This is a genomic window from Streptomyces sp. NPDC016469 (genome assembly GCF_040632905.1).
Taxonomy (GTDB): domain Bacteria; phylum Actinomycetota; class Actinomycetes; order Streptomycetales; family Streptomycetaceae; genus Streptomyces.
The window spans coordinates 34,688-47,317 of sequence record NZ_JBEYCQ010000021.1 but is presented as its reverse complement, the minus strand read 5'-3'; the positions used below and the strand labels follow the sequence as shown (position 1 = coordinate 47,317).

Here is a 12,630-nt window from a genome sequence, read left to right as displayed (position 1 = left end):
GAGCTGGACACTATCCCGACGCGCCTCAGTGGCTCCCGTCCACCGGCTCCAGTACGAACACGGGGATCTGCCGGTCCGTCTTCTTCTGGTAGTCGGCGTAGTCGGGGAACGCCTCGACCGCGCGCTCCCACCACTGCTCCTTCTCCGCTCCGGTCACCTCACGTGCCGTCATGTCGCGGCGTTCGGGGCCGTCCTGGAGCTCGGCGCGCGGGTCGGCCTTGAGGTTGTGGTACCAGACGGGGTGGCTCGGCGCACCGCCCTGGGAGGCCACCACCGCGTACCGGCCGTCGTGCTCGACGCGCATGAGGGGCGTCTTGCGGATCTTCCCGGACCTGGCGCCCACGGTCGTCAGGACGATGACGGGCATGCCGCGCATCGTCGTCCCTTCCGTGCCGCCGGAGCTCTCGTACTGCTCGACCTGGTCGCGAACCCACTGGGAGGGACTCGGCTCGTACTCGCCCTGGAGAGGCATGCGTTCTTTCCCATCGTCGGTCTGTCCGGCCGTGGCGCCTCGTCGGCCACGGCATCTCATCATGGCTTCAACGACTTCTGACGCCGGGCTAATCCGCCCATGCCGTCGTGTCGCGGTCAGGAGCGGCCGGCGGCCTCGGTGCCGTAGCGGACCGTGACCTTCTCGAAGCCCAGGGACTCGAGAAGGCCCTTGAGCATCGCGGTGGTGTTCTTCTCGGCGCGTTGCGCCAGGCCGCTCTCCTCGGCCGCGTCACCGATGTGGCGTGCGGCCAGCTTGTTCACGGCCTGCTCGCTGCCGGGGTTGTCGGAGAAGAAGTCGCCGAGCCGGTCGAGGAGGCCGCGCTGCTTGGACACCGCGTAGGAGCGGTCGGGGTCGAGTGCCGGCTTGCCCAGGACCGCGTGCGGGAGCCGCAGTTCGGCGGTGGTGCGGTCCTCGTTCACGACGACTCCCCCGCTCGTCACCCGTCCGAGGTCGACGTACGCGGAGACGGTGCCGGCGCCGACGAACAGCGTGCGGCTGCCCCGGATCACGTCGGGGACGTACTTGGTGTCCTTCTCCAGGTCGACCACGACCTGGAAGTTGCCGGCCGCCGCCTCGTACCTGCTCATGTCCTGGATCGACTTGAGCACCGCGGGGCCCGAGCGGTCGTGCGTCTCCTCGCCGAAGATGTCGCCCAGGCCGGGCAGCAGGCTGAGCCGGGTGCCGAGGAACAGCAGGGCGAGCGCGGCGGCGCACAAGGCGGCCGCGCGCCCCCAGCGGCGGTTGCGACGGCGGCGCCGGCCGTCGTCGGCCGGGCCAGGTTTCGTGGACGTTTCTCTCGCCGGGTCGGTGGAGGTCATACGGTCCGTATGACCCGGCCCGCCGGGTTCACGCAGGGCGGACCGCACCCGGGCCTTCCCTGGCGCCCACGCGTCTCACTCAGTCCCCGGTGGCCCCGTCCAGCCGCTCTCGCACCAGGTCGGCATGGCCGATGTGGCGCGCGTACTCCCCGATCATGTGCACGTGGACGAGGCGCAGCGAGTACACCTCCCCGTTGTGGGTGAAGGTGTCGTCCAGCGAGGCGCCGGCGACGATCTCGTCGGCGAGCCGGCACTCCTCGACCAGCCGGGCGTAGTCCTCGGCGGCCGTGGCGGGGTCCAGGTCCTCGAAGTCCGCGTCCTTGCCCTTGGCCGGGTCGTACATGGGCTCCAGGTCCTGCCCGGCGAACCGCTGCCGGAACCAAGTGCGTTCGACCTTGGCCATGTGGCGTACGAGCCCCAGCAGGGAGAGGTTGGACGGCTCCACCGTGCGTTCGGCGAGCTGTTCACCGGTGAGTCCGGCGCACTTCTGGAGGAGGGTCGAACGGAACCAGCCGAGATAGCCGGTGAGCATCTCCCGTTCGGCGGCGACGAGCGAGCCGGGCGTACGGACAACTGCGGGTGCGGTCCAAGTCATCCGGCGATCATGCACGTTGAATGGCTGTCCGCACGAGTCGTTTTACGATCGCATGCTGTAGTAGTCGTCGCCGTCCGAGGCGGAACGGGTCACGGACGTCGTGGCACCGCCGATGAGCCCGAGGACGAGGAAGAGGACCAGCAGCGCCTTGCCCGCGGTGCCCATGACCAGCGGACGGGTGGCGGAACGCGGCTGCCCCTGCGGTACGGAGAGGGCGTCGTCGCCGAAGAGTCCCTTGGGGTAGGCCGGGCTGAGCAGGGAGAAGTAGGCGGAGACCCGCATCTCGTAGCGCAGGGTGGCCGCCGTGGCCTCGAACAGCGGGCGGGGCATGCGCCCCAGGACCAGGGTGATGAGCCACCACAGGACGGCCAGGACGGACCAGCCGGATGTGGCGAGGCCCTGCACGATCGCGGCGGGGATGACCAGGATCAGCCGGAAGAAGACGGCGAGCCGGTTCAGCCGTGTCGGGCGGACGTCGATGCGGACGGGGTGGTCGGGCGGCTGGGACAGGCTGAAGGGCGGGTAGCGGTCCACCAGGAGCATGGCGCTCGCGCCGACCCGTGTCCGGTAGGCCAGGACCTGGGCGAGGAAGCGGTAGACGGGCCCGGGCAGCCGGCCGAGCGCGAGGGCGGCGAACCAGCCGAACACGACGGTGAAGAAGGCCGCGATCTCCAGGAAGAACAGCACGACGAAGTGCGGGATCAGCAGGAGCAGCCGGAAGAGGACGGTGAGCCGCCGTTGACGGGCGGGTTCCACGACGTCCAGCACGGGCCGGAACTCGTCGGCGTCCCCGGCGCGCGGCCCCGGGCTCCACTGGGCGTCGGTCATGTCGCTCCTCCTCGGCGGTGACCGCGCGCCGGGCCCGCGATCCTGGCCACCGGGCGCCGCTGCGCGGCACTGCCGGTGGCCTTCCACCGTCGGCCGCCCCGACACGGTCCGCAATCGGCCACGGGCCGATCGGGTAGCGGTACCGCCGCAGGTCAGCGCTTGCGGGGCCGGCCGCGGGCGGCCCCGCGACGGACGCCGTGGCGCAGCCGCGACCAGGCCGAGGCGGGCCGCCCGGCGCGCCGGGGCGCGGCCTTCCGGCGCGGCTTCGGCTTCGGCTTCGTACGCGGCGCGGCCTCCGGGCGGTCCGCCGGCGCACCCTCCGGGTCTTCGGCGAGGACGTGGTAACGGTGGCTCAGACGCCGCCCCACCAGCAGGTAGGCCAGGAGGGCCCCTGCCGTGTTGAGGATGACGTCGTCCACGTCGAAGGCGCGGCCCCGTACGACCGCTCCCTGCACCAGTTCCACGAGGACGATGACCGCCACGGTCAGCAGGAACATGCGGAGCATCCGGAGCCGTCGCGGGATGAGGATGGGCAGCAGGATGCCGAAGGGCATGCCGAGCACCAGGTTGCCCCCGGCCTGCTTGCACGCCGCGAGGAACGTGTAGTCCTCGGCGTACTGCCGCAGCGAGCGGCCCGGGTGCAGGTTCGACTTCACGATGTCCTCGGAGGCGGGCGAGGGGGTGAGCGTCACCTTCGCCAGCACCACCGAGAATCCGACCATGGCCACGAAGGCCAGTACGAGGATGGAGACGCGCAGCAGGAGCCGCCCCCATCCCTTCCGCCGGGCCGTGCCGCCCTCGGGTCCTGCCGCCGCTGCGTCCATGGGCCACGGATGCCCCGCGAGCGCCGGACCACACCCCCCGCGCCGTGCGGGGCGGGCGCCCCGGGGTCAGACTGGTCGCGACGGGCCGGGGTCGCGCGGGGCCCGGCGCATCCGGACCGATGCGGAGGTCTCATGACGGGCGACCACGCCAACGCACCCCTGAACTGTCTGGTCACCGGCGCCAGCGGCTACATCGGCGGCCGTCTGGTCCCGGAGTTGCTGGCGGCCGGGCACCGGGTGAGGTGCCTGGCCCGCACCCCGGAGAAACTGCGCGACCACCCATGGGCCGGCGAGGTGGAGACCGTACGGGGCGACGTCACGGACGCCTCCTCGCTCGCCCCGGCGATGGACGGCATCGACGTGGCGTACTACCTGGTGCACGCGCTGACGACCGGGGCCGGTTTCGAGGAGACCGACCGCCGGGCCGCCACGGCCTTCGCCGAGCAGGCGCGGGCCGCCGGGGTCGGCCGCATCGTTTATCTGGGCGGCCTCACCCCCGAAGGCGTACCCGAGCGGGAGCTGTCACCGCATCTGCGCTCCCGGGCCGAGGTCGGGCGCATCCTGCTGGACTCCGGCGTGCCGACGACCGCGCTGCGCGCCGCCGTCATCATCGGCTCGGGTTCCGCGTCCTTCGAGATGCTGCGCTACCTCACGGAGCGGCTGCCGGTGATGGTGACGCCGAGCTGGGTGTCGACCCGCATCCAGCCGATCGCCGTGCGCGATGTGCTGCGCTATCTGGTGGGCAGCGCCCGCATGCCCCGGAACGTGAACCGCGCCTTCGACATCGGCGGACCCGACGTCCTCACGTACCGGGACATGATGCAGCGTTACGCGGAGGTGGCGGAGCTGCCGCACCGGCTGATCCTGCCCGTGCCGATGCTGTCACCCGGTCTCTCCAGCCACTGGGTCGGGCTCATCACGCCCGTGCCCGCGTCGATCGCCCGGCCGCTCGCCGAGTCCCTGCGGTACGAGGTGGTGTGCCGGGAGCACGACATCGCGGGCTACGTCCCCGACGGCGCCGGGCAGCCGTTCGGCTTCGACACGGCGCTGCGCCTGGCGCTGCAACGGGTCCGGGAGGCCCGGGTCACCACCCGGTGGTCCTCCGCCTCGGTGCCGGGCGTGCCCAGCGACCCGCTGCCCACGGACCCGGACTGGGCGGGCGGCAGCCTTTACACGGATGAGCGGGAGCGCGAGGTGAACGCCTCGCCGGAGGCCCTGTGGCGGGTGGTGGAGGGCATCGGCGGGGAACACGGCTGGTATTCCTTCCCGCTGGCCTGGGCGGTGCGCGGCTGGCTCGACCGGCTGGTGGGCGGGGTCGGCCTGCGGCGCGGGCGGCGCGACACCGACCGGCTGCGGGTGGGCGACTCGCTGGACTTCTGGCGGGTCGAGGAGATCGAGCCGGGGCGTCTGCTGCGGCTGCGCGCGGAGATGCGGCTGCCGGGCCCGGCCTGGCTGGAGATGTACGTCGAGCGGGCCGGCGAGGGCCGTTCCCGCTACCGGCAGCGGGCCCTGTTCCATCCGCGCGGGCTGCTCGGGCACGCGTACTGGTGGAGCGTCTCGCCGTTCCACGCCGTGGTGTTCGGCGGGATGGCGCGCAATATCGCGCGGGCGGCGGAGACCCGGACGTCACCCGGACGGGCGGTACCGGCGGTGTCGCCCTGAGCGGTGCGTCCCGGGGCGGCGGGATGACGGCAGCATGGCTGTCCCCGCCCCTTCAGGAGTTGCGCCATGACCGTTGCGGTCGTCCTGTTCACCGCCGACCTCCGGCTGCACGACCATCCGCCGCTGTGCGCGGCGCTCGCCTCGGCCGACGAGGTCGTGCCCCTGTTCGTCCGGGACAGCGCCATCGGGGCGGCCGGTTTCGACGCCCCGAACCGGCGCGCGTTCCTCGCGGACTGTCTGCGCGACCTGGACGCCGGGCTGCGTGACCGGGGCGGGCGGCTGATTCTCCGGTCCGGGGACGTGGCCGGCGAGGTGCGCGGGATCGCCTCGGAGACCGGTGCCGACGAGGTGCACATGGCGGCGGGCGTCAGCGCGTACGCCCACCGCCGCGAGGAGCGGCTGCGCGAGGCGCTGGCGGCGGACGGGCGCCGGCTGCGCGTCCACGACGGGGTGGTCACGGCGGTGGCGCCCGGCGCGGTGACACCGGCCTCCTCGGACCATTTCGCCGTGTTCACGCCGTACTTCGGGCGCTGGTCGCAGGAGGGGCTGCGCGAGGTGTTCGGCGCGCCGCACACGGTCCGGGTGCCGAACGGGCCGCGCTCCGAGCAGGTGCCTTCCCGTGGCGATGTCAACGGTGTGTCGGAGGGGCTCGCGGACGGCGGCGAGCAGGCGGGGCGCAAGGCGTTCACGGCCTGGCGGCGGCGCGGGCTCGCGGCGTACGAGGACCGGCACGACGACCTGGCGGCCGACGGCACCTCGCGCCTCTCGCCGCATCTGCACTTCGGCACCCTGTCCCCCGTCGAGCTGGTGCACCGGTGCCGGGAGGCGGGCGGCGCGGGGGCCGAGGCGTTCGTACGGCAGTTGTGCTGGCGGGAGTTCCACTACCAGGTCCTCGCCGCCCGGCCCGCCTCCTCGCACGAGAACTACCGCGACAAGCACGACCGGTGGCGGTCCGAGGCGGACGCGGCCGACGAGGTCGAGGCATGGCGGCAGGGGCGCACCGGCTACCCGATGGTCGACGCCGCGATGCGCCAGCTGCGCCACGAGGGCTGGATGCACAACCGGGGCCGGCTGCTCACCGCCTCCTTCCTGGCCAAGACGCTGTACGTGGACTGGCGGGTCGGGGCACGCCACTTCCTGGATCTCCTGGTGGACGGCGACATCCCCAACAACCAGATGAACTGGCAGTGGATGGCCGGCACCGGCACCGACAGCCGCCCCAACCGGGTGCTCAACCCCGTCGTGCAGGGCAAGCGGCTCGACCCGGACGGGGAGTACGTCCGGCGCTGGGTGCCGGAGCTGTCGGCGGTGCCCGGGTCCGCCGTGCACGAGCCGTGGAAGCTGCCGGACGGTGACCGGGAGCGCCTGGACTACCCAGAGCCCGTGGTGGAGCTGGCGGAGGGCCTGGCCCGGTTCCGGCGGGCGCGTGGGCTGGAGTGAGGGCGCGGGAGCGCGTCGCGCTGCTGCTGCTGTCGGCGGCGTCCGGGGCGGCGGACGCCTTCGTCTTCCTCTGTGTCGGCCAGGTCTTCGCCGGGGTGATGACCGGGAACCTGGTGCTCCTGGGCGCCTCGGCCGCCGGGGCGCGCGAGGAGGGCGTCGCGCTGCGGGTGGTCACCGCGCTGGTCTCGTACGGCTGCGGGGTGGCCGGTGCCGCGCTGGTGGGTGAGCGGATGTGGCGGCGGGTCCCGCTGATGCTGCTGGCCGAGGTGGTGCTGCTCGCGGTGGGGGCGGGGCTGTGGGCGGCCCGGGCGGCGGCGTCGGACGCGGACCGTCTGGGGCTGCTGGTGCTGATGGGGCTCGCGATGGGCGTCCAGGGCCGGGTGCGGGCGACGCCCACGAACTACTTCACCGGGACGTTGACGTCGCTCGTCGGCCGCCTGGCGGCAGGGGCCCGGCGGGACGACGACGGCTGGGCCGCCGGGCGGCTGGCCGCCGTGGTGGCGGGGGCCGCGCTCGCGGCGCTGACCTTGCGGTGGTGGCCGGCGGGCGGTGCGATGGTGGCCGCGGCGTCGGCGGTGGCCGCGCTGCTGGTGGAGGCATCGGCCGGGCCGGGGCGCGCGGCGGCGGGTCCGGGAAAGGGGAAGCCCCGGCCGGATCGGGGGAATCCAGCCGGGGCGGCTTGAATGTGGGCGCTCAGGGCGTCATCCACATATAGGTGAACGATAAACCACTGCGTCCTGTTCCCGGCACTCCCCGCCCCGGACTGTGTCCCAGGGCACGGATTCGGGCGGCACAGAGGGCGCTTCGCTCACCGGGCGACGGGCGCCTCGGTGCCGTAACGGCGGCGGAACCGCTCGATCCGGCCGGCCGTGTCCAGCACCTGCCGGGCGCCCGTGTAGAAGGGGTGGCTCGCCGACGAGGTCTCCACGTCGATGACCGGGTAACTGCGGCCGTCCTCCCACGTCACGCGCCGGTCGGAGTCGGCGGTGGAACGGGTGAGGAAGGCGGTCCCGGCGGCGCGGTCGCGGAAGACCACCGGACGGGAGACGGGGTGAATACGGGGCTTCATGGACATTCCTCCCTTGATGCGGGCGGTGCGTGCGGGGCGGGCCGTACGGTCAGCGCTCCTCGCGGAACAGCACGTGCCGGCCGGCCGCGGGGTCGTACTTGCGCAGAACCAGGCGGTCGGGGTTGTTGCGACGGCTCTTGCGTGTGACATAGCTCTGTCCCGTCCCCGCGGTCGAGCGGAGCGTGACTACGGGACGGATCTCACTGCGGGCCATGGGCACCTCCGGGATCGTCGGCCACGAGCCCCGCACCCTTATGGGAACGGGATTCGTTTTCGTTCTGCTCGTACAACACGGCACCCCCCTGCCCCATTCCCGTACGGGACAACCCGCCGCGACTTGCGTCAACCACCGTGAACAGCAAGGCTGTTCGAAAAGCATGGGCTACAGTCAGCCGCTGGCATATGCCGGATGCAAGAACGCATCGAGTGTTGCCAAACCACTTACGGGCCTCTTCCGGCTGTGCGAAAGTCGTATGCGGTCCACCCTTCGTCACTGGTTGTGCCGCCCTGTATCGGAGTACGACATGCCGTCCCCCCTCTCCGCGGACCGCTCCGCCCCGCAGCCGCCCGAGCGCGATGCCGTCGACGCGTTGATCCACCGCACGCGCCGGTTGCGCGGCGACGTGGACGCGGTGCGGCGCGACGCCGTGCGCGTGGACGAGGACGACCCGCGGACGCGCTGGCAGCGGGCGCTGTGCGAGCTGGCGGTGCACCACCTGGACGACCTGGGCGCGCAGCTGGGACAGCTCCGGGACGGCCTGCCGGCGGAGCCCTCCGAACAGCCCGCCGACGAGCCCGCCGGCTCCCTGATCGGCCGGGTCGGCAGCGCCGAGTGGAATCTGCTCACCGACGAGGTCAGCTGGTCCGACGAGCTGTTCCGGATCTTCGGCCGGGACCCGGAGGCGGGCGGGCTCTCGCTCGACGCCCTGCCCTCCCGGCTGCTGGCCGAGGACCAGCCGTTACTCACCGCGCTCGTCACGGACTGCCTGGTGGACGGCAAGCCGATAGACGGCGAGTTCCGCATCCGGCACACCGACGGGCGCGTCCGGACCCTGCACATGATGGGCGAGCCCGTCCTCGACACGGACGGCTGCACCGCATCCATGTGGGCCGTCCTGCGCGACGTCAGCGCGCTGCGGCGCAGCCAGCGGGTGGTGCGCCGCACCCACGAGACCCTGCGCCGTGAACAGCCCGACGCCGAGACCGGACACCGGGCCGCGGCGGAGCCGGCGCAAGCCGTCCTGCCGCCGTGGCAGACCTCCCTCCGGCTCCCCGACCACGGTCCCGGCACCCTGGACATCGCCGCGCACTACCTGCCGTCCGAGACGAGCGCCCTGGTCGGCGGCGGCTGGTACGACGCCATGGAGCTGCCTGACGGCAGGACGATGCTCACCGTCGGCGATCTCACCGGCCACGGCGTCCAGGCCACCTCCGCCATGGCGGTGGTGATGGGCGCGGTGCGCGGCATGGCGATGGCCGGCATCGAACCCGGCGCCCTCCTCGGGCACCTCAACCAGTTGCTGGAGACTTCCATTCAGCCGGCCCTGGGCAGCGCCGTGTGCGGCAGGTTCGACCCGGCCACGCGCACCCTGGACTGGGCGCAGGCCGGACACCCCGCACCCCTGCTCTTCCGCGACGGCACCGGACGCCCGCTGCCCCTGCCGGACGGCGTGCTGCTCGGAGCGGCCTCCGGAGTCGCCTACGAGCAGGACGAGGCGCACCTGCTGCCCGGCGACGTGCTGGTGCTGCACACCGACGGACTGGCCCGCGACGACGCCGGGCACGGTGGTGCGCGCCCGGGCACGGAGGCGCTGCTGGGGCTGGCCCCGCGCTTCGCCGAGGCCGGCTCGGCGCAGGAGTGCGTACGGATCGTCGTCGAGGCGTTCGGCGGGACCGAGCGGCTGGACGACGCGTGCGTGCTGATCGCCCGCGTCGGGGCGTAGGGAAGCGGCAGCCGCCCTCGGCGGAGCCCGCTGCTCATCGCGTCCCGGGACGCCTCAGATCTCGGCGCTCCTCGGCTTCTTGCCGCCCCGGCTGGGCGGCATGGAGAGCTGGATCTCCTCGCGCAGGTCCTCGATCTTCGCGTAGCCCGAGAACTGCCCGGTCAGCCGGTACATCTCGCGCAGCCGGTCCCAGGTCCGGTGGGAGGAGGTCTCCCCCATCGTGACCAGGGCGAGCCGGGCGTAGCGGTCGGCCTGTTCCGGGTCGTCGGCGATGAAGCACGCCGAGGCGAGTGAGATGTAGTCGAAGATCTTGGACCGCTGGCGCCCGTTGACCCGCAGCTCCAGGGCCTGCTTCGCGTGCCGCTGGGCGATGACCGCCGCCGAGGGCTCGTGTTCCGCGAGCGTACGGAAGGCCAGGGCCTGCATGCCGTGCATGTCGGCCTCGTCGAACATCTGCATCCAGCTGGGCGGGGGCACGTCGGTCTTGTCCGAGACGAAGAGCTCCTCGGCCCGGCCGAGCGTGCGCCGCATGGCCTGGCCCCGGCCCATGGACGCCTGCGCCCACGCCTCGATGGTGCAGAGCATCGCCTGGGTGCGCGGCAGGACGCTGTCGCCGGAGCCCGACTTGGCGAGCTTCATCAGGTCCAGCGCGTCGTCGGGACGGCCCAGGTGGACCATCTGGCGGGCCGCCCGGGACAGTGCCTCGCCCGCGCGCGGACGGTCGCCGCCCTCGCGGGCCGCGTGCGCGGCGATGACGAAGTACTTCTGCGCGGTGGGTTCGAGGCCCACATCGTGCGACATCCACCCCGCCAGGACGGCGAGGTTGGCGGCGACGCCCCACAACCGCTTCTGGAGGTGGGCGGGGTGGTGGTACGAGAGCATGCCGCCCACTTCGTTGAGCTGGCCCACCACGGCCTTGCGCTGGAGTCCGCCGCCCCGGGACGCGTCCCAGGCGCGGAAGACCTCGACGGACCGCTCCAGCGCCTCGATCTCCTCGGAGCCGACGGGGGCGGCCTCGTACAGGTCGAAGCCCGCGGGGTCCGCGTGTACCGGGTCGCCGGCGCGCGGGGCGTCGGCCGCCAGTACGGGGTCGGTGTGCAGCCAGTCGTGCATGGGGCCGGCGATGGCGGAGCCGGCGGTGAGCACGGCGCCCGCGCTCATCAAGCCGCGTCGGTTGAGCATGAGGTCCATTCCCGTGAATTCGGTGAGGACCGCTGCCGTCCGTTCGGGCGCCCACGGGAGTTGCTCGGGATTGTCCTGCGTCCCGGCCTCTCGCCGCTTCCCCACACGCCCGCGCCGGCCGAACCCGAGGTCCTCGATGGTCACGACACGGCCGAGCCGCTCGGTGAACAGAGCCGCCAGCACCTTCGGCACGGGATCACGGGGGGACTCCCCCATGTCGATCCAGCGCCTCACGCGCGAGGTGTCGGTGGCCAGTTGGGGGTGGCCCATGGCCGCCGCCTTCCGGTTCACCATTCTCGCGAGTTCGCCCTTGGACCAGCCGGCAAGGCCGAACAGGTCCGACAGGCGGGTGTTGGGTTCTCCGGTCACGTCAAGCCCCCAGGTTCTCGGCTGTGTTGACAGTAACCCCGTGTCAGATGCCTTTCGACTATTCGCCAGGGTTCGCCAGGGTGCGCTATGTCGAGAGACACCCGCGCGCCGGTGTCAGGTAGGAAAGCGCAACCCCGCCCGGCAGCCCTAGGTACTCCCCAGGGTGCCGAACGGCCGCCGGCCGGGGTGGCGCACGCAACTTGTCGGCGCACGAAGGGATCTGTATCGCCCATGTACACAGCATCGTCCTCCGTGTCCGCCCCGCCCCGGCCGCTGCGTCCCCTCCAGGCGGGCGGCGGACCGTATCTCGACCCTCGCGCCACCGTCCCGGCCCCCGGCATCGGGCGGCCCAGGCGGCCGGGAGGGCCCGGCGTCCCCTCGCTCGGCGGCCGGCTGGACCTGTCGGGTCCCCAGGGCGCCCAGCTGAGGATGGTGATCGCGTCCGTGCACCGGATCTGCCCGGAGTTCAATCCGGTGCAGGTGCTGCGGCGCAGCGGACGTTCGGTGCTGCTGGTCGGCTCCACGGGGCGCGCGACGGCCGTGGCGAAGTGTTTACTGGACCACTCCCCCGCGTGGTCGGAGCGGTTCCGGCACGAAATAGCGGCATACCGGGCGTTCGTCCGGCACCGCCCGCCGGTCCGGGTGCCCCGGCTCATCGCCGCCGACCCGGAGAACTGCACGCTGGTCATCGAGCGGATGCCGGGCCGGGTGGCAGCCCTGACGCGCCACCCTGCCGAGGCGCCGCCGCGCGCGGACCTGCGGGCCGTGCTCGGGGCGGTGGCCCGGGTGAACGCCTGGCGTCCGCCCGCCGGCCTGTTCGAGGCGCCGCTCGACTACGCGGCGCGGATCGCCCGCTACCACGAGCTGGGGCTCTTCACCGACCGGGACCTGGGCGACCTGCAGAAGCTGCTGCACGGGATCGCCCACTCCGGTGGGCGCCAGGGGATGGGGCAGTTCTGCCACGGGGACGCACTGCTCTCCAACATCCTGCTGTCGCCCACGGGGCCGGTGCTGGTGGACTGGGAGCACGCGGGCTGGTATCTGCCGGGGTACGACCTGGCGACGCTCTGGACGGTGCTGGGTGACGCGCCGGTGGCCCGGCGCGAGATCAGCAAGCTGGCGCAGGTCGCCGGTCCGGCGGCGCGCGACGCGTTCCTGGTCAACCTGATGCTCGTGCTCACGCGGGAGATCCGCCGGTACGAGACGGCCGTGCAGCGGGCCATGCGGGAGGCCGGGCCCGCCCGGGCCGTGCCGGAGCGGCCGGGCGCGCTCGCCCCGGGCGAGGAGCAGCGGCTGCTGCTGCGCCGGCTGCACGACGACTGCGCGATGGCCCGGAACGCCGTGCGGGCGGCGGTCGGCACGCGCTGACCGGCCGGCCCCACGGGGCGCGCCGCGGGTCCGGTGCCG

13 protein-coding genes are annotated in these 12,630 nt (G+C 73.0%); 5 read left to right on the top strand and 8 right to left on the bottom strand.

Features of this window, described 5'->3' with window-relative positions; all coding sequences use genetic code 11:
* Positions 1-25: 25 nt before the first annotated feature.
* The 5 genes from ABZ565_RS23620 to ABZ565_RS23600 form a co-directional block, all read right to left on the bottom strand.
* Positions 26-472: a nitroreductase family deazaflavin-dependent oxidoreductase gene (locus ABZ565_RS23620; RefSeq protein WP_361030212.1), complete on the bottom strand. Its 447-nt coding sequence runs from the start codon at positions 470-472 to the stop codon at positions 26-28.
* Between the two features lie 116 nt (positions 473-588).
* Positions 589-1,311: a DUF4230 domain-containing protein gene (locus ABZ565_RS23615; RefSeq protein ID WP_361030209.1), complete on the bottom strand. Its 723-nt coding sequence runs from the start codon at positions 1,309-1,311 to the stop codon at positions 589-591.
* A gap of 79 nt (positions 1,312-1,390) precedes the next feature.
* Positions 1,391-1,906 carry a DinB family protein gene (locus tag ABZ565_RS23610; RefSeq protein WP_361030206.1) on the bottom strand — a complete coding sequence of 172 codons (516 nt, stop codon included), beginning with the start codon at positions 1,904-1,906 and terminating at the stop codon, positions 1,391-1,393.
* 42 nt (positions 1,907-1,948) lie between these two features.
* Positions 1,949-2,734, bottom strand: coding sequence for a DUF4389 domain-containing protein (locus tag ABZ565_RS23605; protein WP_361030203.1), 786 nt, complete (start codon positions 2,732-2,734; stop codon positions 1,949-1,951).
* 152 nt (positions 2,735-2,886) lie between these two features.
* The gene (locus ABZ565_RS23600) at positions 2,887-3,558 is read right to left on the bottom strand and encodes a VanZ family protein (RefSeq protein WP_361030200.1); all 672 of its coding nucleotides are present in this window, start codon (positions 3,556-3,558) and stop codon (positions 2,887-2,889) included.
* Between the two features lie 132 nt (positions 3,559-3,690).
* On the opposite strand from ABZ565_RS23600, the gene ABZ565_RS23595 reads away from it, so the two are divergent.
* From ABZ565_RS23595 to ABZ565_RS23585, 3 genes are all read left to right on the top strand, one after another.
* A complete protein-coding gene (locus tag ABZ565_RS23595; protein WP_361030197.1) occupies positions 3,691-5,220 on the top strand; it encodes an SDR family oxidoreductase in 1,530 nt (509 codons plus the stop codon).
* Between the two features lie 66 nt (positions 5,221-5,286).
* A complete protein-coding gene (locus ABZ565_RS23590; RefSeq protein ID WP_361030194.1) occupies positions 5,287-6,660 on the top strand; it encodes a deoxyribodipyrimidine photo-lyase in 1,374 nt (457 codons plus the stop codon).
* 23 nt (positions 6,661-6,683) lie between these two features.
* Complete coding sequence (locus ABZ565_RS23585) at positions 6,684-7,343, top strand: YoaK family protein (protein WP_361030402.1); 660 nt, start codon at positions 6,684-6,686, stop codon at positions 7,341-7,343.
* A 125-nt stretch (positions 7,344-7,468) separates the two neighbouring features.
* Here the strand turns inward: ABZ565_RS23585 and ABZ565_RS23580 are convergent, their stop codons facing one another.
* Together ABZ565_RS23580 and rpmG are read right to left on the bottom strand one after the other, a co-directional pair.
* Entirely contained in the window at positions 7,469-7,729 is a 261-nt protein-coding gene (locus ABZ565_RS23580; RefSeq protein ID WP_361030191.1) for a type B 50S ribosomal protein L31, read from the bottom strand.
* Between the two features lie 49 nt (positions 7,730-7,778).
* Positions 7,779-7,943, bottom strand: coding sequence for a 50S ribosomal protein L33 (gene rpmG / locus ABZ565_RS23575; protein WP_018524492.1), 165 nt, complete (start codon positions 7,941-7,943; stop codon positions 7,779-7,781).
* Positions 7,944-8,253: 310 nt separating this feature from the next.
* On the opposite strand from rpmG, the gene ABZ565_RS23570 reads away from it, so the two are divergent.
* The gene (locus ABZ565_RS23570; RefSeq protein WP_361030187.1) at positions 8,254-9,672 is read left to right on the top strand and encodes a SpoIIE family protein phosphatase; all 1,419 of its coding nucleotides are present in this window, start codon (positions 8,254-8,256) and stop codon (positions 9,670-9,672) included.
* Between the two features lie 54 nt (positions 9,673-9,726).
* Here the strand turns inward: ABZ565_RS23570 and ABZ565_RS23565 are convergent, their stop codons facing one another.
* Entirely contained in the window at positions 9,727-11,223 is a 1,497-nt protein-coding gene (locus ABZ565_RS23565; RefSeq protein ID WP_361030184.1) for a hypothetical protein, read from the bottom strand.
* Between the two features lie 231 nt (positions 11,224-11,454).
* Between ABZ565_RS23565 and ABZ565_RS23560 the strand changes: the two genes are divergently transcribed.
* A complete protein-coding gene (locus tag ABZ565_RS23560) occupies positions 11,455-12,591 on the top strand; it encodes an aminoglycoside phosphotransferase family protein (protein WP_361030181.1) in 1,137 nt (378 codons plus the stop codon).
* Positions 12,592-12,630: the final 39 nt, after the last annotated feature.

Bases quoted from the DNA above. Each gene is read 5' to 3' on its own strand.
- ABZ565_RS23620 (WP_361030212.1), bottom strand. From the start codon at position 472: ATGCCTCTCCAGGGCGAGTACGAGCCGAGTCCCTCCCAGTGGGTTCGC.
- ABZ565_RS23615 (WP_361030209.1), bottom strand. From the start codon at position 1,311: ATGACCTCCACCGACCCGGCGAGAGAAACGTCCACGAAACCTGGCCCG.
- ABZ565_RS23610 (WP_361030206.1), bottom strand. From the start codon at position 1,906: ATGACTTGGACCGCACCCGCAGTTGTCCGTACGCCCGGCTCGCTCGTC.
- ABZ565_RS23605 (WP_361030203.1), bottom strand. From the start codon at position 2,734: ATGACCGACGCCCAGTGGAGCCCGGGGCCGCGCGCCGGGGACGCCGAC.
- ABZ565_RS23600 (WP_361030200.1), bottom strand. From the start codon at position 3,558: ATGGACGCAGCGGCGGCAGGACCCGAGGGCGGCACGGCCCGGCGGAAG.
- ABZ565_RS23595 (WP_361030197.1), top strand. From the start codon at position 3,691: ATGACGGGCGACCACGCCAACGCACCCCTGAACTGTCTGGTCACCGGC.
- ABZ565_RS23590 (WP_361030194.1), top strand. From the start codon at position 5,287: ATGACCGTTGCGGTCGTCCTGTTCACCGCCGACCTCCGGCTGCACGAC.
- ABZ565_RS23580 (WP_361030191.1), bottom strand. From the start codon at position 7,729: ATGAAGCCCCGTATTCACCCCGTCTCCCGTCCGGTGGTCTTCCGCGAC.
- rpmG (WP_018524492.1), bottom strand. From the start codon at position 7,943: ATGGCCCGCAGTGAGATCCGTCCCGTAGTCACGCTCCGCTCGACCGCG.
- ABZ565_RS23570 (WP_361030187.1), top strand. From the start codon at position 8,254: ATGCCGTCCCCCCTCTCCGCGGACCGCTCCGCCCCGCAGCCGCCCGAG.
- ABZ565_RS23560 (WP_361030181.1), top strand. From the start codon at position 11,455: ATGTACACAGCATCGTCCTCCGTGTCCGCCCCGCCCCGGCCGCTGCGT.